At 61.4% G+C, this 20,551-nt stretch carries 13 protein-coding genes; 9 read left to right on the top strand and 4 right to left on the bottom strand.

Going from position 1 to position 20,551, the window contains the following annotated elements:
- Positions 1 to 19: 19 nt before the first annotated feature.
- From OH491_RS06525 to OH491_RS06510, 4 genes are all read right to left on the bottom strand, one after another.
- Positions 20 to 2,062: a DUF4838 domain-containing protein gene (locus OH491_RS06525; protein ID WP_068771781.1), complete on the bottom strand. Its 2,043-nt coding sequence runs from the start codon at positions 2,060 to 2,062 to the stop codon at positions 20 to 22.
- A 64-nt stretch (positions 2,063 to 2,126) separates the two neighbouring features.
- On the bottom strand, positions 2,127 to 2,513 hold the full coding sequence (locus OH491_RS06520) for a RidA family protein (RefSeq protein ID WP_068771782.1): 387 nt from the start codon (positions 2,511 to 2,513) through the stop codon (positions 2,127 to 2,129).
- A 6-nt stretch (positions 2,514 to 2,519) separates the two neighbouring features.
- Complete coding sequence (locus OH491_RS06515) at positions 2,520 to 4,034, bottom strand: M81 family metallopeptidase (RefSeq protein ID WP_068772002.1); 1,515 nt, start codon at positions 4,032 to 4,034, stop codon at positions 2,520 to 2,522.
- Between the two features lie 14 nt (positions 4,035 to 4,048).
- Positions 4,049 to 5,419, bottom strand: a complete 1,371-nt coding sequence (locus OH491_RS06510) for an aspartate aminotransferase family protein (RefSeq protein ID WP_068772003.1) — start codon at positions 5,417 to 5,419, stop codon at positions 4,049 to 4,051.
- A 182-nt stretch (positions 5,420 to 5,601) separates the two neighbouring features.
- On the opposite strand from OH491_RS06510, the gene OH491_RS06505 reads away from it, so the two are divergent.
- The 9 genes from OH491_RS06505 (at position 5,602) to OH491_RS06465 (ending at position 20,544) form a co-directional block, all read left to right on the top strand.
- Positions 5,602 to 6,576: an amidohydrolase family protein gene (locus OH491_RS06505; RefSeq protein WP_068771783.1), complete on the top strand. Its 975-nt coding sequence runs from the start codon at positions 5,602 to 5,604 to the stop codon at positions 6,574 to 6,576.
- The gene (locus tag OH491_RS06500; protein ID WP_334319526.1) at positions 6,518 to 7,306 is read left to right on the top strand and encodes an SDR family NAD(P)-dependent oxidoreductase; all 789 of its coding nucleotides are present in this window, start codon (positions 6,518 to 6,520) and stop codon (positions 7,304 to 7,306) included. Before OH491_RS06505 ends, OH491_RS06500 begins: the two co-directional genes overlap by 59 nt.
- Positions 7,307 to 7,316: 10 nt before the next feature.
- Positions 7,317 to 8,414, top strand: coding sequence for an alanine racemase (locus OH491_RS06495; protein WP_068771785.1), 1,098 nt, complete (start codon positions 7,317 to 7,319; stop codon positions 8,412 to 8,414).
- Between the two features lie 95 nt (positions 8,415 to 8,509).
- A complete protein-coding gene (locus OH491_RS06490; RefSeq protein WP_084442439.1) occupies positions 8,510 to 9,283 on the top strand; it encodes an IclR family transcriptional regulator in 774 nt (257 codons plus the stop codon).
- 414 nt (positions 9,284 to 9,697) lie between these two features.
- Positions 9,698 to 11,140, top strand: a complete 1,443-nt coding sequence (locus OH491_RS06485; RefSeq protein ID WP_145928968.1) for a hypothetical protein — start codon at positions 9,698 to 9,700, stop codon at positions 11,138 to 11,140.
- 33 nt (positions 11,141 to 11,173) lie between these two features.
- On the top strand, positions 11,174 to 13,207 hold the full coding sequence (locus OH491_RS06480) for a sodium:solute symporter family protein (protein ID WP_068771788.1): 2,034 nt from the start codon (positions 11,174 to 11,176) through the stop codon (positions 13,205 to 13,207).
- A 52-nt stretch (positions 13,208 to 13,259) separates the two neighbouring features.
- Entirely contained in the window at positions 13,260 to 15,320 is a 2,061-nt protein-coding gene (locus OH491_RS06475) for a hypothetical protein (RefSeq protein ID WP_068771789.1), read from the top strand.
- Between the two features lie 35 nt (positions 15,321 to 15,355).
- On the top strand, positions 15,356 to 19,141 hold the full coding sequence (locus OH491_RS06470; protein WP_068771790.1) for a DUF4838 domain-containing protein: 3,786 nt from the start codon (positions 15,356 to 15,358) through the stop codon (positions 19,139 to 19,141).
- 26 nt (positions 19,142 to 19,167) lie between these two features.
- Positions 19,168 to 20,544: a sulfatase gene (locus tag OH491_RS06465; protein WP_334319527.1), complete on the top strand. Its 1,377-nt coding sequence runs from the start codon at positions 19,168 to 19,170 to the stop codon at positions 20,542 to 20,544.
- The last annotated feature ends 7 nt before the right edge of the window (positions 20,545 to 20,551 follow it).

Genomic DNA, 20,551 nt, shown 5'->3' with positions numbered 1-20,551 from the left:
CACTGGGTGTGAAGACGGTTCAGCGCAGGGGTGTGTTATAGTTGCCTCGTGTTTCATTAAATTTCGCCTCGGTTTCCAGCCAGTAAGTGCGCAGGTTCTTGTCGGCCGATTCCGTCCCGAGCAGACGCATGAGACCGGCATTGTCTTCATAACGATTTTCAAGATAGATCAATTGTTCCCAATTGATGTTCAAATCGAGCCTGTGCCGTCTGCGGAAATCATAAAGGGCCTGCGCGGTTTCTTTCTGTTCTTCCACGGTTGCGGTGGCGGCCAGTCGGTTGGCGCACATGGCGCGGTATTTCAGGCGGCTGTGCTGGTTGGCGAGCTGCATGTTTTCGATCCTGTCCTTTTGCCATGCCGTGAGATTTCGTTTAAGGGCGTTTCCGAGGAACGCGTCTGTCTTGTCGAAGTCACTTTCATCATAGAGCAAGTCGGTGAGGTGCGAGATTCTTGTGCGGAGCAGGAGCTTGCCCGCCCCCGTCAGTTTCTGAATCAGTTCCATGTTGGCGTCTATGCGCTTGTTCCATATCTGGCGCCAGTAGGCATAGTAGTTCTTCATGTCCCCGGACGCCTCGCCAAAAACGCCGCAGTATTCGTCATTCCAGTTCTCGAAGCTGCGTTCGGGGCGGTAAAATCCGCGCGCCATGATATAATTCGCGACTCCGGAAACAGGCCAGAAACCGTAGCATATGTCATAATCCGTGCCGCGGAGGCTGAAGTGATTGTTCGCTATTTTGAGCTTGGAGAACATTTTTTCCTCAAACCCGTGCGGCAGGCCGGTGTCCTGGTTCAGGTCATTGGGGCGCATGAAAACGATGCGCGCGCCGGCCTTGTTCCAGTCGTCGCAATATTTGTTGAAATCCATCTGGTCGCCGAGGTTGGGCAGCAGGAATATGATGGTGCCGTCGTCGAGTTTTTCGCGGCGCGGCGGCTCGTTGTAGCGGCTGTAGAAATAAAACGCCACCTGCATTCTCGGATCGCGCTTTTTGGCCTCGCGCAGCACGGCGTTGACAAAATGCACGTAGCGGTCGGTGAGCATGCGGTCATCGATGGCGAGGTTTTCCTCGCCGGGCAGGACGACGTCGAGCGCCTTGCAGTTGTCGCAGGTGCAGAAGTCGCGGCTGTCGTTTTCGCAGGCATTGATCACCAGCCCCTTGCTGGTGGCGAAATGATCGTCCACGATTTGCTTGATCAGGGCGGGGTTGCTCACGCACATCTTTATGCGGTCGGCCCGTTTGGCCCCCATGGGGGCGCGCTTGCCATTCTTGTTCAGCGCGAAATACTCCGGGTGCGTGTGGCCGTATTTGTCCCACCACTTGGTGAAGGCGTGACCGTAGGTGAAGTTCACGGTCGGCCTGCCCATGCGCATGCGGCGGCGCCATACCTGCTCGTCGTCCTGGCGTTGTGCGAACTCCTCGCCGCTTAGTTGAAGATCCGCCGGGATGAATCCGTCCGCAATCGCGCGCGCCCGGAAGTTTTCGCTATAGGCCGCGCGCATGTGGCGCTGGATAAGCTGCGGTTTATACGAGCCGGCCGAGGGCGTGTAGGAAAAGGATTTGGCCGGCGTGCAAGCGGTGCCTTTCGGTCCCGGTTCGACCCAGCGGATGCCGAGGACGTTTTCCAGAAATTCATACACGGCGAACAGCGTGCCCGCCTCCGTGCCGGAGGAAAGGGCGGCGTCCTTGTAGGTTTTGATCGCCTCTTTTTTCCCGCCGATTTTGTCCCGGCCGTAGAGATAAATGCCTTTGTTCGGGGTGAGCACCCAGCGAGCCTCCTCGGTCTTGAACTCAGTCTTGTCGTCCGGAAACTGGATGCCGACATAAATGGGGAACTTTCCCTTTTCCGCTTTCTTGGCGATGGGGACATCCACGCCGCTGATCAATTTTATATGGGCCGCCAGTTCGTCGATTGCATATTTGACCACCTCATTCCGTTTGTTGGGAATGACAATCATGCACCGTTCAAAATCCACAGTGATATTTTTTTCGGCGGCGTCGAGGGGGGAAAGCAAGCTGACCATGAGAATCAGCGCGGCGGTGATGATGGATTTGCGAGGCTTCATAATATTATTGAGGTTATCCCGGATTGGGAAAGGCAGTGGACATTGACGTGATTCCTTCCCGGGTTCACGCGGGAACGGCGATGCATTCGATCTCGAAATGCAGTGTTTCAGGCAGGCAGTGGGTGATGGTGGTGCGCGCCGGGTGGGGCGCGAAAAAATATTCGCGATACAGCCGGTTAAACTCGGGAAGATCAGCCGGGTCGCGCACGTAGTTGCGGGTCTGGATGACGTGCCCCAGGTCGCTGCCCGCAGATTTCAGGACTTTTTGCAGGTTTTCGACCGAGCGCCTGAATTCGCTTTCGAATGAACCGGGCATCAAATTGCCGGAGGCATCAACCGACGCCTGGCCGGAGACAAAAATAAGATCGCCGGCGCGCACCGCCGGGCTGAACGGCAGGTGGGAGACGGGTGTGTTTTTATCCTTTGGATACGAAACGGTGATATGGCTCATGCAGGATCAGATGGGAAATTGCGCGGATGGATCAATCGGCCAGCACGGACGGTGAAGACGCCGCCAAGGCAGGCGGGCAAGGTCGCAAGTGCAGGGGCCGGGGGCGTCGACGTAAAGGGAGCGGCTGGAAATTTTATCGTAGGCGCGCCGGTGGGCGACGGCCGCTTTCACGCCGATGAATGCAAAGTCCAGCGGCTCCAGGCCTTGGCTGCGCAACTGGCCGAGATCAAAGGGAGGCGTTTTCCTGCTGGTGAGCAGCAGCGTCAATCCGCCGCTTTTCACCACCGCGCAAGGTCCCATGTCGAACTGGGATCCGCTCATGGCCGCGAGATGACTTTGTTTATCCTCAAGGGCAAAACGTCCGTCACCGCGCGAGACCAGGGTGGCCTCAAGTTTCACGGGGCCTTCGTCGAAGCGCGATCCGCGTCCGCCGATTTCGAGCGTGCTGATATCGCCGGGCGAGGTTTCGGAAAGCGCGCGCACCGAAAGCGGATCGTTGATCACAACCAGGGCGCGGGGCACGCGGTGGCGCAGGAGGGCGCGCATCACGCCGGTGCAATCGCCGGGCGCGCCGCCGCCGATGTTGTCGGACGGATCGACCAGCAAGACGGGTTTTTCTCCCGGTATCGGCGGATTCCGGACGATGTCCGCGATCAGCGTATCGACATCCGGATACGCGATGCGTCCCTTTTCGCGAAGCGTCCAGGCCAGTCTCGCGCCCTCGGCGGCCAGATTGCAGCCGGCATCCCGCGGGCCGGTTGTGATGATGCTGACGGACACGCCTGTGTCGGGCGTATCGGCAAAGGAAAATCCGGCCGCGATGTTGCAGGTCCACACCGAGGGGTTGGCGGTTTCGATGGCCCGGGCGAATTGGGTGAGTGCGCGCATCGGCTCGTCGCCAGTGCCCGTGGCGGGCGGCGCCCACATCATCGGCGGGTGGCACCATGCCATGTGCGGCACGCGGCCTTCGTCGATGCAGCGCCGAAGGAGCGCGGTCGCGCGCCGCCCGGTCTCGCAGGCGTCGATGTGGGGATTCTCCCGGTAGCAGACGAGGGCGTTGGCGTGGCGGCACATGGCCTCCGTCACGTTGGCGTGGAGATCGAGCACGCCGAAAACCGGCGTCGATGCGGCGCCCGGCAGCGTCCGCAGGCGGCGCAAAAACTCGCCTTCCGCATCGGCGTGGCTTTCCGTCGCCATCGCGCCGTGCAGGACAAGAAAGATCCCGTCCACACCGTCGGCGAGCGCGGGTCTGGCGGCGGTTTCGAACTCGTTCCAGAAATTCTCAAATGCCGTGTCCCGCACGGTGCCGCCGGGCAGCGCCCAGGCGTCAATGGTCGGGATGACGTCAAAGAACGCTTTGCGCGCTTCCGTGAGAAAACCGTCGGTGACGGAGGCGTCGCCTTCCTTGGCGAGGATCGCCGCGCCGCGTGACACGTTGAAATCGCCCCAGTGCGTCGGCTGGTCCACGAAACTGTTGGTCTCGTGAAACAGCCCGGCGTAGAGGATGCGAGGTCTTTTCATGTGATCGGGATTGCTTATTTGGCCATCGCCGGCACGGAGGGAACCGCGTTTACCGCCCATTCGGCGGCGTGACGTTTGAAAGCGATGGCCGCGCGGTGCAACGCCTCCTCGATGTGCTCGTCGCGATGCGCGAGGCTGATCGACCAGAGGCCGCGTTCGATGGCGCGCACGCCCTCCTCCAGCAGGCAGCGACGCAGGTGCGCCCAGCGCGCGGCGTCATGGCGTCGCATGTAATCACGGTAATCGATCACCGGGCCTTCGGTCGCGCCGGGTTTCAGCATCACGGCGTGGAAAATCATTCCCGGTCCCTGCGGATGCAAGGGAATGCCGTTTTCGCGGGCCAGTTTCACGAGTCCGGCCATCAGGCGTTTCCCCAGCCTGCACAGCCCGTCCGGATGCCCGTCGCCGAGCGCGATGATTTGGTCGAGGCACCATTTGGAGGCGGCCAGGCAGAGCGGGTTGGCATTGAGGGTGCCGGCGTGCATCACCTCGCCCGAGGTGATGCACGCCATGGCGGCGCGGGTGCCGGCGAGCGCGGCAAACGGCGTGCCGCCGCCGATGGCCTTGCCCATGATGGTGAGGTCGGGGCTGATGCCCAGCCAGCGCTGCGCGCCGCCCGCGCCGAAGCGGAACCCGGTGATGGTTTCGTCGGCGATCATCAACATGCCGTCGCGGTCGCATAATTCGCGGATGGCCGACATCATGCCGGGGACGGGCTCGAGGCAGCAGGTGTTGCAACCGACGGGCTCGAAGACGATGGCGGCGATTTTTCCGCGATGAGCATCGACGCGGCGGCGGAGGTGCTCCGGATCGTTCCAGCGGGCGACCACAAATTGTTCCGGCACGGAAGGAATCACTCCCTGGCTGGCATGGAAACTGGCGGGGGCCTCGTCATCCCCCCAGCTTGACGGCGGGGTGCCGGCGCTGACCGTGCCCTCGTCGCTCCATCCGTGATAATGCCCCTCGAAGCGCAGGATCAGCGGGCGGCCCGTGTGCGCCCGGGCGAGACGGAACGCCGCCATGACCACCTCGGTCGCGCAGTTGTTGAAGCGCGCAAGTTCGGCCGACGGGATCATGGATTGCAGCCGCTCGGCGACTTCAATCTCCAGGCGGCTTTGCGCGGCCCAGTGCGTGCCGAGCCGGGCTTGCGCGGCGATGGCCTCCGCCATGCCCGCCGGGGCGTGGCCGTAGAGGATGGCTCCCTGGCCGAGTTGAAAGTCAAGGTAGTGGTTGCCGTCCACGTCCCAAAGGAAGGGCCCTTCCCCGCGTTCGAAATAGAGCGGGACGGGGGCTTCCATTTTGCGGATGCCGCTGTTGACGCCACCGGCGATGCTTTTCTGGGCGCGTTGAAATAATTCCTGCGAACGGTTGAATGTATAAGGCATGATTTGCGGGGTTGGAACAAGATTGGCGCCGGCGCGGACGGAGCGGCGTTTTTGTTTCCATTTAGTTTCACAATATGAAATTTCAGTTTCGTCAAACAAAATACTTGCCGAGATCGAAAATAATGCCAACGGTGGCTCGCAACACGCCCCGGACCACGGCGAAACATTCATCACCAGCCCGCATGATCATCGACTGTCACAACCATATCGGCGCGGATCTTTTTTTCTACCTGAACGGCTATTATCCCTACGGGCAGGACCTGCCCGCCCTCGTCACCGGGGGCCGCCGCCACGGGGTGGACCGCTGGGTCGTGTTTCCCATGGTGGCCCATGCGTGGTTCGATATGAACGCGATGCGCGCGGGGCGGCTCGTCCCCGGCGGGCCGGAGCGGATTCCCTACGCATTTGAAAACGAGCGGATGCTGCGGGAAATATATGAAATGTTTCCCGATCTGGGCAGGCTGACGCTTCCGTTTGTCATGCTCGATCCGGCGCGCGAGCCGGGGGCGCAGGCGGCCCGGCTGCGGGAGCTGCACCGGGAGTTTCCGTTTTACGGATTGAAAATACAGGCGACGATGATCCAGTCCGACATCACCGGGCTGCTTGGCACGGGGCGTTGTTTTTTGGAATTTGCGGAGGAACTGAACCTGCCCTTTCTCATCCACTCCAGCGTCATCGCCAATGATCCGTGGTCGGGCGCAGGGTCGATCCTGCGGGTCGCCGAGTCCGTCCCGGGGGTAAGATTCTGCCTCGCGCATTCGTGCCGGTTCGACCGCGTTTATCTCGATCGCGTGGCGGAGCTGCCCAACACGTGGTTCGATTGCTCCGCGCATCGCATCCACTGCCAGGGTGCGGCCCGGGAGATGGAATTCGTTGCCGCGCCGGAACGCCGGCTGGAGGCGGATTACCGGGATCCCGCGGCCGTGCTCGCCGTGCTTGCGCAACGCTATCCAACGAAACTGATCTGGGGTTCCGACACGCCTTTCCAGACCTTCGTGGCCAGCGGGGAGGCGGGGCTTGTTTCCCTCCGCAGCACTTATGAGGAAGAAATCGCCTGCCTGCGCGCGCTTCCTGAAAAAACCATCACCGCCATCGCACATGACAACCTCCTTTCCCTGCTCCAGCTCCGGGACGAGCATGTTCTCGCTCGCTCATAACACCGCCCTCGTCACCGGCTCGTCGAAAGGCATCGGCCATGCCATCGGTCTCGGCCTGCTCGAAGCCGGCGCGCAAGTGGTGTTTCACGGCAACACCGGGCGCCCTGCGGACATGCCCGGCGGGGCGGCGTTCGTGCAGGGGGATCTTTCCGCGGTAGGCGCGCCGGCCGCGGTGCTCGAGGCCGCGTTGCGCGAGAAGCCCGGACTGGATTTGCTGGTGTGCAACGCCGGCGTGCCGAGCGACGGCGATTTCCTGAAAATCACGCCGGAGGAGTGGGACCGCGTGATGTCCATCAACCTGCGCTCGGTGTATTTCCTGGTGCAATGTTTTGCGCGGGCGCTGGTGGAGCGGAAACGCCCGGGCGCGGTCGTGATTGTTTCCTCGACCAACGGCTTCCAGCCGGAGGATGGCTGCACGGTTTACGACACGTCGAAGGCCGGTCTCGTCATGCTTGCCCGCTCCCTCGCGCAGGCGCTCGCCCCGCACAACATCCGCGTCAACGGACTCGCCCCCGGCCTGATCTACACGCAGCTCACCACGCCCTGGCTGAAGGCGCAGCCGGAGAAGGAGCGCCACTATGAAAAGAAAACCCTGTTGGGGCGCATCGGACGTCCGGAGGACTGCGCCGGCGCGGCGGCGTTTCTGCTCTCGCCCGCCGCGTCGTATATCACCGGGCAGGTCATTGTCGTCGATGGCGGCCTCACGGTCGGGCAAATTGGAAAAATGTGACCTCCCTCTCATGACCGCGCCGCAAACCATCGACGACCTGCCGACGCCCGTGATTCTCGTGGATGAGGAACAGCTCGACCGCAATATTCTCGGGATGCAACGCGCATGCGACGAGGCGGGCGTGGAGCTGCGCCCGCACATCAAGACGCATAAACTCGTGCCGGTGGCGGCGCGGCAACTGGCCGCCGGTGCGCGCGGCCTGACCTGCGCCAAACTCGGCGAGGCGGAGGCGATGCTGGCTTCCGGCGCGCGGGAGATGTTTGTCGCTCACTCCCTGGTCGATCCCCGGCAGGCGCCGCGCGTTGCCGCGCTGGCCGAGCGGCTCGATGATTTTCGCGTGGCCGCGACCAGCGGGGAACAGGCCGGGGCGCTGGAAAATCTGGCCGCGCGCACCGGGCGCAAACTCGCGGTCATGATGGCGATCGACACCGGGCTCGGGCGCGAAGGGGCGAGGGATGCAAAGGCGGCCGCGCGCCTTGCCGCGGTCATTGCGCGCTGCACGCATCTTGACCTGCGCGGTTTCTATACGCACGAAGGCTGGTTTTACGGCGCGCCTTTCACGCCTGGCGACCAAAGGGTGGAAACGATGATTGAATCCCTCTGCGCGGCACGCGACGCGATTGACCCGGGACTTCCCGTCTGGCCGGGATGCAGCGTGACAGCCCAAGACGTCGCGGCCCGATCCACCGGTCGCGTGCAGGCCGTCCGTCCGGGCGCGTATGTGTTTGGCGACCTCGCGCTGACCGCCGTAACCGGTGTCATGCGGTCCGGCGAAGTCGCGCTTCACGTGCTGGCCACCGTGATCGACAAGCCGTCCCCGGGGCTGGCGTTGATTGACGCTGGCTCCAAGACCTTTTCATCCGACCGCACCCCTGCGGGGATCTTTGCACTTCCGGCGGATGGACGGGATTTTTCCGTGTCGCGTGTGAACGAGGAGCACGGCTATGTGACAGGCGCGGGAGCCGACGCATTGCGTGTGGGCGAGCGCGTGCCCTTCGTCCCCGCCCATGTCTGCACCGTGGTAAACCTTGCCGACGAGGTGGTGGTGCGCCGGCGCCATGAGGTCGCCGCCAGATGGCGCGTCGATGCGCGAGGATGCTCACAATGAGATTCGATTAATAATTCCCGCAATATCTATATAAACAATGAAGTTAAACAATCATTTCACTTGACGAAACGCGGCGTTCAAAGAGAGAAAACAACATGGCTATCGCAGTATTAGACAAAGCTTTTTCCATCCTTGAAGTGCTTGCCCGCGCGGGTCGGTCACTAAGTCTCGCCGAACTGGCGGAAGAAAGCCGCCAGCCGAAACCAAGCGCGTTTCGTATCTTGCGAAGCCTCAGGGATCTGGGGTATGTCGAGCAGGAGGAGGAACGCGGTTCTTACCGGCTTTCCGAGCGCCTCAATTCCCTGCGCGAATATGGCCGCGATGAATACCTGCGCAACAAGGCGCTTCCGCTCATGCAAAGCCTCCACGCCGAGTTTGACGAGACCGTGAACCTGGGAGTGTTGGAAGGGATTTATATCCGGTATGCGCACGTGCTGGAGACGACGCAGCCATTGCGCTGGATTGTGAAACCCGGCGCGCGGGATGCATTTCATACCACCGCGCTTGGCCGGGCGGTGGTCGCCAATCTTCATGAAGTGCAGCGCGAACGCCTGATTGCGAAAATCGGCGCGACCCTGCCTTCGTCAAAGCGCCGCACCGCCATGGCCGCGCTCAAAAGCGAACTCGATGCGACCCGGGAGCGCGGATGGGCGACCGAGGAGGAGGAAACGGTTCCCGGGGTCGCATGCATCGCCGTGCCGCTGGCCTCGATGGGCGAGCCGCTTGTGGCCGTCAGCGTCTCGGTGCCCGTGCACCGCTTTCCTCCGGAACGCCGTGAGGAAATAAAGCAGGCGATGCTGGAGGCGGCGGGGGCGTCCGCGGCGGGAAGCGGCCCTGGACGGAAAAAGGCGGCGCGCAAGCCCCAGTGACAAACTGGCGGCGAATCATAATTTTATAACCCCTTAATATCATTCATCAGATAGTCCGGTTTCATTCTTATAATAACATCCAGCCCATGTCCTGATATTCCGGGCGATGGATTTTGGCAGCTTCATCTCCGTGCGTGAAGCATGCCGCGCCATGCACGGACACGAGTAACATGGGTGGCAGCATCCCAATCAACCAAACCCAAAACTGAAATGAAATTCCAAGGTCACCGTCGGCCCGCCCTCATTATTCTGGCAATGCTGGCAATCGGCAGTGGAGCGCGCTCAACCGCATCCCCGCCGGGGTGCGCCGACGGGGAGTTTCAATTCAGTGTCACACTCAGCAATCAGGGACTTGGCAGCAAAAAACCTTATGATTTCACCGCATATCTCTGGATTCCGCCTTCTTGCCGGAAAGTGCGCGGCCTTTTGCTGGCTCACCAGAACGTGGGTGAGCAAATCCTGGTCGAGCATCCGGCCATCCGCGGGGCGTGCGCAAAAAACGACATCGCCATTGTCTGGACGAATCCGGCTCTCGACATGCGTTACAAGCAGGATCGCGAGCGTTCCATCGCCGTGCAGCAGGACATGCTGGACAAACTCGCCGCCCTTTCCGGCTACACCGAGCTTGCCGGCGCGCCGTGGATTACCTTTGGCCACTCGTCCACCACCATCTTTGCGCATCGGCTCGCGGAGGCGCGCCCGGAACGCACCATCGCAGTCATCTCGGCCAAGGGCGGTTTTTCGTATCCGGAATTTGATAAATATGAAGGCCCCGTTTTATATTCGGGCGGGCATTTCCCCGAGTGGCGCCAGCCCGAGCAGGACTGGAGGACAAACGGCTCCGCGCTGAATGTGCTGAGGGCCGTGCGCGAGGTGCAGACCGTCCGTTTCCGCCCGGTTTCCTATGTGGAGGAATATGGCTGCGGACATTTCGATTTCAGCGAACCGTACATGCGGTTCCTCGCGCTCTATATTGAGCGGACCGCCGCGTATCGCCTGAAATCCGACGGCACTCTGCGCCCCATTTCCCCGGATGACGGATATGTCGTGGATATGCAGCTTCCGCTACCCGTGCTGCCGCTGGAAATCACACGTTATGCCGAGGCCGCCGGTGAACTCCGCCATGCCCCCTTCTTTATTGACAGGGAAACCGCAAAAGGCGCGGTCGAGTTCATGAGCCATTCCGGTCGCTGGCAGCGCGAAAATCAGATCGTCGCATTTGCCAGACTCGATGGTTCTCCTGTCGAAATCACCTCCCATCTCGTTCCAGTCGAATGCGAATATGCCGGGGACGGCATCACCATAAAGCGCATTGAAACGACCTTTCTCGACGAGCTGCCGGGAAATTTCGAACAGGCAGGCATGAAGTTTGGCCACGCCGCCGGAGGGCAGCGCACGATCGAGCGTGTTTCCGGAGTCTTTGACGCGGGACCCGACGGCACATATCGCATCAGACTCAACCGTGGCTGGCCAGAGGTCCCCGAATTCGTCCTGGTGCGTCATCCGGGCGACGATCGGTTCCGTCCTTCGGTGCAACCGGCGCGTTTTGTGGTTCCCATGCATAAAGGCAGACCGCAGCGGATTGATTTTCCGTCCTTGAAGGATTGTCGCGCCGGGACAGGCGAAATTCCCCTTGATGCAAAATCCAGCGCCGGGCTGCCCGTGTATTATTTTGTCCGCTCCGGCCCGGCCAAGGTTGTCGATGGCCGGCTCGTGCTGCTGACGTTGCCGCCGCGCGCGAGGCTGCCGGTAAAGGTGACCGTGACCGCATGGCAACTGGGCCGGGGAGGCGCTGATCCCGTTTCGGCGGCGGCGGCGGTGGAGCGCGCTTTTTACATAACCGGAAACGACCGCTGAGGGACATGCAAAATTTTTCCTGACAAAATCACCATGGCCAATCTCCACTATCTTGATTGCATAATCCTCGTCGCCTATTTCGCGATGCTCATTGTTATCGGAAAGATAACCGCCAAGCACGCGGCCTCGGGCGAGGGATATTTCCTTGCCGGGCGCAAACTCGGGACGATTTACCAATTCTTCCTCAATTTCGGGAACGCGGTCGCGGCCAACGACACGGTCAGCACGGCTAGCATCGTTTATAAACAAGGCGTGGCCGGAGTCTGGATGGGATTGCAGATGATATTCCTGAATCCCTATTACTGGTTTTTTTATCCGTGGCTGCGCCGCGTGCGTCTCACGACCATGGCTGATCTGTTCTGGGACCGGCTCGGCAGCCGCCGGCTCGCGTTGTTCTACGCGTCGTTCCAGATCATCATGGCGGTGACGGTCACGATGGCGTTCGGTAATCTGGTCTCCTACAAGATATCCGCCGCGCTCATCACCAAGCCGGAGGCGGAGTGGACCGCCCGGGAGCGCCAGTCGGTCGACGATTATAAGCAGCTCATCAAATACGAGGCGGCGATTCGCGAGGGCGGGATGCTTGATGCCGGCGGCCAGGCTCATCTGGCCGTGCTGCGTGAAAAGCTGGCGCGCAACGAGCTGACCGATTATGTCACCGCGCTTAATCCGTGGGTATTTTATATCATCTACACGCTCGCCGTGGGATTCTATATTGTGCTTGGAGGCATGAGCGCGACCGCCATGACCGACGCCTTTCAGGGGATCTTGATCATAATTTTTTCAATATTGCTGATTCCAACCGGGCTTGCGGCCATGGGCGGCTGGGACCAGATCGGCGAGAGGGTTCCGGCCGCCATGCTCAACGTCTTTGGCGGCAGCGGCGACACGGATTTCACCGTCTGGACGATTCTGGCCATTCTGGCGGCAACCTTCATGCAGGCCCATGCCCTGCCGAATAACATGGCGGTCGCCGGCTCTGCGCGCAACGAATACGCGGCCCGCTTCGGGGCCGTCACCGGCACGTTTGGCAAGCGCATCCTTACCGTCGTCTGGGCGATATGCGGATTGATTGGCATCGTATTGTTTTCGGGTCACGATATCTTGGCGGACCCGGACATGGTGTGGGGGGCGATGTCACGGCGGCTGCTGGGGCCCGGATTGTTGGGATTGATGTTTGCCGGCATCCTCGCGGCCAACATGTCCACGGTCGCCTCGCAAGGCATGGCAGTCTCGGCATTGTTCGCGCGCAACATCTACGGAATGCTGAGGAAGGACTTGACTGATGCGGAAACGGTAAGGGCCGGCCGCTGGACGCTGGTTGTGATTCTGATGCTCGGCGTGCTCGTGGCGACGCAACTGGAGAGCATCTATGTCGTGCTGCAGTTTGCCATGACCATAAATGTGCCGTTCGGCGCGGCAATTTTGATGATGTTTATCTGGCGCAAGGTGACAGCCAAGGCGGTCTGGGTGGCGGTTCTGGGAGGGGCGTTCATCAATATTCTTTTTCCCGTATTCGCACATAAACTCCCGGTTTTGGCCCACAATTCCATGCTGGTCACGCGCACAGTGGATGCGGCCGGGCGTCCCGTTCCGGTGTATTTCGAGTCCGTGGTGCGTGCAAATCCCGAGGATTCCGAAAGCCGGCTTGAGGGACGCGGACGGCTGCATACCGAACTCTTGGTGCTCCGTGCGCTCGGGATGAATCCGGCGCACTTCACCGCGGGAGGGCGCTTCGCCGCGAGATTCTTCGTGGATGCACTCCTTCCCGTGTTCCTAGTGGTCATTGTGAGCCTGTTCACGCGGAAACCCGACAAGGAGCGGGTGGACGCGTTCTTTGGGAAAATGAAGACTCCCGTGGCCGACACCCCGGAACTCGACGCCGCGGAGATGGAAAAGACGCGCAGGAATCCTTCGCGCATGGATCACACAAAGCTTTTCCGGGACACGTCGTGGGAGTTCACCCGGTGGAATCGGGTGGATACAATCGGATTTGTCCTATGCTGCGCGATGACCGCAGCCATTCTGGCTGTGTTTATAGGAGTGATGAAGTGGCTGACACCCTGAATTCAAATAAATGAATACGCCAAGGAAACATCCCGAAATAACATGGTCCCTCATGCATCCGGTGAAGCCTGATGCGTCCTACATGCGCGCGGTCATGGCCGCGGCGGCGGATTATCATGTGGATAGTTTTGAAATTTGCGGCGATGCGCATTCCTCCACCGGCGGCCTGGAAGGGGCGATCCGGTTCCGGGATTATCCGGAGGCAGCCGCCATGCTCGATTTTGCGGAAACCGGCGCGACCATTGCCGCACTAAACGAAGTGGTCGGCCTGGCCCGCCAATCCGGACGGCCGGTTTATTACTGGCACCGCGAGGTAATGGTGCCGCCTGAGGTGGTGGCGACAGTGCGGGGACTGCTCGACGCGGACGGCGAGTTTGATCTGCTGGGCGCGGCCTATCACGAATTGCTCCGCTCCAAAATTCGGGAATTCTTTGACCATGTTCCGGACATGGACGGCCTCGTGCTTACACTGACCGAGTCCAACTATTCCGTCATACATAATTCAAACCAGGAGCGTTATTCACCGCCGCTGGTGATCGAAAAAATAATCACTACTTTTGCGGAGGAGCTGGAGCAGCTCGGAAAACGTTTCATACTGCGCAGTTTTGGTTCGATTGGCCGGGACTATGAAGACATTCTGGCAGGAGTGGAGAGGGTTGACGCGCGCCACAAGCTTGAAATTGAGACAAAGATAACCCCCTATGATTTCAGCCCATTCCTGCCGATGAACGGATATTTGCGGAGATCCGGGCATGCGGCGCTTTCCGCGGAATACGACAGCATCGGCGAATTTCTGGGCGCGGGGTATCTGCCGGCCGCGGACCCGGAGCGGGTGATTGAATGCGTGCGCCACGCCCGCGCGGCGGGTGCGAGCCGGCATGTGATTCGCGTCGATCGAATCGGTCATGCGACATTCGAGGGGCCGCAGGCGGTCAACCTGCTGGCATTTGACCGGGCGATTCGTGACGCCGATGCCACGGCAGAAGAAATCTGGAAGGAGTGGTCGGCGCGACGCTGGCAGTCATGCGGCATGGAGATGACGCACATCATGCGGCAGGGCATCGAAATGGTGAAGAAAACCCACTTTATCGCCGGATGTGTGATTTTCCATGCGTTTCCCATTGATCCCGCGCTGAAATGGATCAAGGCGAGCGGAATCCTCTCGTTGTTCAAACCCGGGTTCGACCTTGCCCGGCACATCGGCATGTGGGGGATAAAAACGGAGGGGACCGCGCCGTCGCGCGAGGCGTTGCTGGTGGAAAAGGCGATGGCGGTGGAATTGGCGGAAAAGAACCTGGCCGCGCTCGGCACGTTGAGGGAATCTTTGCCATCGGGTGAATATGAAATCGCGCGCACGGCATGGGGGAATGCAGTCGTGGTCACGCGATTGGTTTATCAATGGTCCCGCTGTGTCTGCGCCTATTTTAACGACATGGATGACCTTGTCCAAGGGAGCCCGTCGCTGGCCGCGGAGATATCGGAGGCGCGCGCTTGTTTTGAGCAGGTGCTGGGCGGCGCGGCTCTGGTTGAAGCGGGGAAGGCGAGCGAGTCTCACGTGGTGCATCGTCACGAATATAGCAACGATGCCTCGCAGGACGATTGCATCGAGGCCGCCTATGCGGCTCCGCTCTGGCGCATCATCCAGCTACTGCGGATGGAGTATGACGCCGAACTGGCCGAGCGGATGCGGTGGAGAGCCATGCCCGGCATTGTGGATTATATAGTGTGCGGCGGAGTGGGGGACGACTGGCGTGTGCGACGTTATATGCACGCCAGCCACGCGCGACTGGAAGGCGGACGCGTCAGTCGCGCGGCTGGCAACCGGGTGTTTCCCAACGGTTTTATCGAATGCGAACTGGCGCTTCCTCCGGGAGGCAGGGCACGTTTGCGCGTGGAGGGCGACAAGACTAAGTCCGCAGGATTGTCACTCGCCATCGATGGCGGGCCTGCGGTCGCGGTTGCATATGACGAGAATGGACGGTTTGAGTGCGAACTCGCGCCTGCCTCCGGTCACTCCAGCGCGGAGCAACAGGGACTGGTGACAATCCGTCTGCAGAAAAGCGGAGCTGATTATCCGTGGATATATGGCATCGGCACGCTCACTGTATCGTGAGTGCCGTGCCATGTTCGTATTAAGCAATGCCCCACATGAAAATAAAATGGATTGCCGCGATGCCTGTGCTTGCCGCAGGCATGCTCATGGCGTCCGCCGCCGGGGACGCGGTTCCCCTCGATATCTCTGCCTGCGCGATCGTCAAGCCATCGGGCGGCAAGGTCCCCAAGGTGGTGGAATACGCCGTGGAGGAGTTGCGTTCGCATTTGCAGCTCATTGTCGGGATGGACATCCCAGTCGGCACCGGCACTGCCCCGTCCGGGATGTTCCCTATATACGTGGGAATCCGTCCCGCTGATGACGGCGCGGTCTTTCTGCCCGAGGAGGCGCGCTGGCGCATTGCCGCCGACGGCGTCTGGCTCTATGGCGAGGACAAGGACGCCTCCGGCGCCACCGCGCAGGAGGTTGCGCTCAACAACGATTCCCGCCCCGGCACACTCTTTGCCGTTTATGAATTTCTGGAAAAACAGGCCGGTGTCACCTGGATCGAGCCTGGCGCGGCCGGGATTTCATACGCGTCGAAGACCGCGCTTACCCTCGAGATCGGAAACGGCGCCTGGAGTCCGAAGCTTATTCAGCGCAAAATCCGCCTCGCCTACAAGAGCGACATGCGCGACATGGCCCGTGCCGACGGCAACATTCCTGACGGGATGCAGTTTGCCGACGAAGAATATGCCGGACGCCAGCTTGACGAGCAAATCTGGATGCGCCGCATGCGCATGGGGAGCAGCGTCCATCTTTCCTACGGCCATGCCTTCACGCAGTGGTGGGCAAGATACGGCGCCACCCATCCCGAATATTTCGCCCTCAATAAAAACGGCCAGCGCCGGCCCGTCAGCGCCAGCGCCGCCGACCGCATCAAACTCTGTGTCAGCAATCCCGATGTCGCCAGGCAGGTCGCGCACGACCATTTCTTTCGCGACGATGGCACGCTGAAAAATATCAAGGATGTTGGCTACAACGTGAATGCCATTGAAAACGACAGCCGGAACTACTGCCGCTGCGAAAACTGCCAGGCGCTTGACGTCGTGCTTCCCGGAGAGGAAAACCTCGACATTGACGACCGCGTCCTCTCCGACCGTTATGTTTATTTCGCCAACGCCGTCCTCACCGAGGCGCGCAAGATTTTCGACGAACACTACGCGCAAGAGACCGGTGAAAGCTCCGGCAAGGTGCGGGTGCTCTTCTACGCCTACAGCCGCTACAACTTTCCGCCCCGCCGGGAAATCTTAAAGGACGGCGTCTTTCTCTTTCTCATTCCCAATCTCGCCGTCCCTCTCGCAGAGCTCGACCAGTATTATCTCGATTGGAAAAACATGGGCGCGAACGCCGCCTTCCTCCGGCCCAACGATCTCTGCCAGGACACCGGCATGCCCGTCGGTTTCGAAAGCCACATGTTCGAGAAATATCGATTGGGCAACCAGCACCTCGCCCTTCTCGGCACCGACTACGATACCTGCTGGGGCTTCTGGCCCACCACCGGGATCGCCAATTACATCATGGCCCGCGCCATGTATCGCCCCGACCGCCCGATGAGCGACTGGGACAATGAATACTTCGCCACCTACGGGGCGGTCTCCGGCGATATTCGCGATTATTACACTTACTGGCGTCAAATCTGGAATGACCGCATCATGAAAAACGTGGAGAAAATCCACGCCATGGGCGCGCCCCTCGACCTTTTCCGCCAGAAAGTCACCCAGCTTACCGACCAATTGTATTCAGAAAATGATTACGACATCACCGATGCCATCCTTTCCCGCGCCCTCGCCCGGCCCCCGCCCGACACGCGGCAGCGTGCGCGCATCCAGAGCCTCCAGCTTGCCAACCAGCACAACCGCCTCAGCTACCGCGCCGTCATCGCCAATCGTCTTGCCAGCGCGTCCGGCGTGACGGAGCAGCGGATGGCCGCGCAAAATCTCCTCGATTTCCGTGTCGCCCACCGCCTCGATCTCAACATTCATTGGGAGCTTCTCTGCTACCTGAACGACACCTATCAGGACAACGCCGGCCTCATGCGTCTGCTCGGCACCGAGGCTCCCGGACAGAAAACCGAGCGCCTGCGCCTTGAACCGCTCGTCGCCGCATCCCGCCAGGTCACCAGTCTCGCCGCGCGCCCCGTCATCGCGTCATTTTCGCCCGTCGCCGTCGCGCCGGGCGGCACGGTTACAATCGAAGGCGCGAATTTCTACGATATGGCCGGCGTGCTCGTGGGCGATGAGCCTGCCGCATGGCATCGCGAGTCGGCGGAAAGGCTGACTGTCACGATTCCCGCGAATGTGCCGGAAACAGGCCATGTCACCATCATTACCCAAAGCGGAGTATCCGTGGGCAGCAGCACGAGGTTTGCCAGGGAGGCTCCCGTCTCCGGTCTGCGCCAGCTCTCGAACCAGATTGTGGTCAATGGGCACGACTTGGTGCTGACCGCGTCTGCGGCTGGCGTCCCGGCAGCGGAATACGCCTGGCAGGTGCTCACGACCGACGCCGGGGCAACTTGGCAGGCCATTGGCGATGGTGGTATATATAATGGCGCAACCACGGACACGCTGCGCATTTCCGGTGTAGAGGCGGGCATGTCCGGCTGGCGGTATCGCTTTGTCGCGACCAACGGCGTCGGCTCCCCGGTTAACAGCAATGCCGCCGTGCTGCGTGTCGAGGACGACAATCGCTATCCGCGGCCCGTCGCTCTGGCGGCGGACGCGGCGGGCAATTTATACATCGCGGATGACTCGCTTTCCACCGTGCAGCTTCTCGCGGTCAGCGGCACGTTGTCCACGTTTGCAGGCTTGCCGGGAGCGACGGGCATGGTCAATGGCACCGGCACCGCGGCGCGTTTCGACAGGCTGGCCGGACTGGCTGTCACGCCCGACCGCCGGCTCGTGGTGGCGGACGCCAATGCGCATGTCATCCGCATCCTTTCATCCGGCGCGGTCGCGGCCACTCTGGCCGGCTCCGCTTACACCCCCGGTGCGGTTGACGGGACGGGCGCCGCCGCGCGTTTTAATGGCCCCGAAGCCGTTGCGGCCGACGCCGCTGGCAATATTTATGTCGCTGACACGCAAAACAACGCCATTCGCATGATAAACGCATCCGGCAGTGTGTCCACCATCGCGGGGGCGCCGGACGGGAGTGCCGGCGGCGCGGACGGCATCGGCATTGCGGCGCGCTTCCGGCTTCCCGCCGGCATCGCCGTGGCCGGGTCCGGAACGATTTACGTCGCCGACACCGGCAACCACACCCTCCGCGCCATCGCGCCGGGCACGTTTGTCGTGCGCACCCTCGCAGGGATGGCCGGAGGGGAGGGCTTTGCGGACGGGAATGCCACGGCACAGGCGCGCTTCCGCTCGCCGCGCGGCATCGAAGTTGACGGCGGCTATCTGTATATAGCGGATACGGGCAACTCGCTGGTCCGGGAACTCAATCTCGCCACCGGAGATGTTCTCACCATCGCGGGCCGTCCCGGCCCGGGGCCGACCCACGGGATGCAGGCCGGTGCTGGGACCGACTCCATCTTCGACCATCCGCGCGGTCTGGCGCTCGACATGTCCGGAAATATCTTCGTTGCCGACACGGGTAATGCCGTCATCCGCCGCATCGCGCCCGATGATTCGGTCACCACGCTCCTGCCCACTCCATTTGCCTCCCAAAGCGGTGGGGGCGGTCAGGGAAACGATGGCAACAACAATAATGGAGGCGGGAGCGGCGGAGGGGCGACCGCGCCGTGGTATTTTGCCGCGACGGCCGCACTCATCGCGCTGCGCGCGCTTTGGTTTAATCCAAAGACAGTGAAAACCATCAGATCGGCGGATTATATGAAATGAAGACGCATAATATAAATCCTTTCGAAATGCTTGCATTCGGCGCGCTGACAACGGCGCCAGGGGCGGTCGCTGCGCAGGCGGACGGCGGCATACCGCCCAACATCGTCATCATTGTCGCCGATGACATGGGCTGGAATCAGGTCGGTTATCACGGCGGCGCGTGGTATGAGACGCCCAACATCGACCGCATCGCCCGCGAGGGCACGGCCTTCACCCAGGCTTACGCCGCCGCGCCGGTCTGCTCGCCGTCGCGCGCCGCGCTCATGACCGGGAAGGCCCCGGCGCGCCTGCACCTCACGGATTTCATCCCGGGCACCGCTTGGGAAGGCCGTGCGCTGGTCACGCCGAAGATGGAGCAGGGCCTGCCGCTGGCGGAGAAAACCATCGCCGAACGGCTGCGCGAGCGCGGTTATATAAACGGACTGTTCGGCAAATGGCACCTCGCTCCGGATTACGATTACACGCCGGGCCGTCCCATGGATCCCGAGTCGCAGGGATTTGACGTGGTGTTTCATGTCCGGAAACCGTCTCCAAAAAAACTCGATGAGCCCGATGCCCACAACGTCGGGGCCATCACCGGCCACGCCGTCGATTTCATCCAGGCAAACCGGGACCGCCCGTTCTTTTGTTATATCGCGCACAACGTCGTGCACACCCCATTGGTGGAAGAGTCGTTGCTGACCGCGAAGTATGCGAACAAGCCCGGGGCGGGGCGCGCGGAAAACAACGCGGTCATGGCTGCGATGATCGAGCGCATGGATGCCGGCATCGGACGCATACTCGACACGCTGGACCGGCTCGACCTGTCGCGCCGCACGCTCGTCGTGTTCATTTCCGACAACGGGAACCTGGAGCAGCTCCAGTCGCAGCATCCGTTTCGCGGCGGCAAGGCTTCCCTCTGGCAGGGCGGGCTGCGCGTGCCCATGTGCGCGCGCTGGCCCGGCAAGGTGCGTGCGGGCATGTTGTCGGACGCCCCCACGATCACACAGGATGTGTTTTTCACCGTGCTGGACGCGGCCGGTTGCGACACTTCAGACCTGCCTCCCGATGGAGTGAGCCTGCTCGCGCATTTGTCCACCGGCGCGGCGCTGCCGTCCCGCGCGCTTTACTGGCATTATCCGCATTATCATCAAGCGGGGGGATTCCAGCCGGGCTCGGCCATCCGCGAGGGCAACCACATGCTCATCGAATGGCACGAGGGGGCGCTGCTTGGCGTCGGCCCCGCGGCCAGCCTGTTTGATATTTCCGCCGATCCCGGACAGCAAAACGACCTGGCCGCGCAAAAACCGGAGCTGGTTGTCAGGCTCCGCGCAAAGCTCGCCCAATGGCGACGTGACGTGAGCGCCCAGGAAATGCTCCCGCGCGAAGGTGGCGAATGGCGCCTGGTACCGTCCGGAAAATAGAAACTTG

This window comes from Termitidicoccus mucosus (assembly GCF_038725785.1).
Lineage (GTDB): Bacteria > Verrucomicrobiota > Verrucomicrobiia > Opitutales > Opitutaceae > Termitidicoccus > Termitidicoccus mucosus.
The sequence above is the reverse complement of the archived record's forward strand: the minus strand, read 5'-3'. Positions and strand labels throughout refer to the sequence as shown.

Coding starts and splice junctions, on each gene's coding strand:
- OH491_RS06465 (WP_334319527.1), top strand. CDS start 19,168: ATGCTTGCATTCGGCGCGCTGACAACGGCGCCAGGGGCGGTCGCTGCG.
- OH491_RS06505 (WP_068771783.1), top strand. CDS start 5,602: ATGATCATCGACTGTCACAACCATATCGGCGCGGATCTTTTTTTCTAC.
- OH491_RS06490 (WP_084442439.1), top strand. CDS start 8,510: ATGGCTATCGCAGTATTAGACAAAGCTTTTTCCATCCTTGAAGTGCTT.
- OH491_RS06525 (WP_068771781.1), bottom strand. CDS start 2,062: ATGAAGCCTCGCAAATCCATCATCACCGCCGCGCTGATTCTCATGGTC.
- OH491_RS06500 (WP_334319526.1), top strand. CDS start 6,518: ATGACAACCTCCTTTCCCTGCTCCAGCTCCGGGACGAGCATGTTCTCG.
- OH491_RS06475 (WP_068771789.1), top strand. CDS start 13,260: ATGCATCCGGTGAAGCCTGATGCGTCCTACATGCGCGCGGTCATGGCC.
- OH491_RS06495 (WP_068771785.1), top strand. CDS start 7,317: ATGACCGCGCCGCAAACCATCGACGACCTGCCGACGCCCGTGATTCTC.
- OH491_RS06510 (WP_068772003.1), bottom strand. CDS start 5,419: ATGCCTTATACATTCAACCGTTCGCAGGAATTATTTCAACGCGCCCAG.
- OH491_RS06520 (WP_068771782.1), bottom strand. CDS start 2,513: ATGAGCCATATCACCGTTTCGTATCCAAAGGATAAAAACACACCCGTC.
- OH491_RS06515 (WP_068772002.1), bottom strand. CDS start 4,034: ATGAAAAGACCTCGCATCCTCTACGCCGGGCTGTTTCACGAGACCAAC.
- OH491_RS06480 (WP_068771788.1), top strand. CDS start 11,174: ATGGCCAATCTCCACTATCTTGATTGCATAATCCTCGTCGCCTATTTC.
- OH491_RS06470 (WP_068771790.1), top strand. CDS start 15,356: ATGAAAATAAAATGGATTGCCGCGATGCCTGTGCTTGCCGCAGGCATG.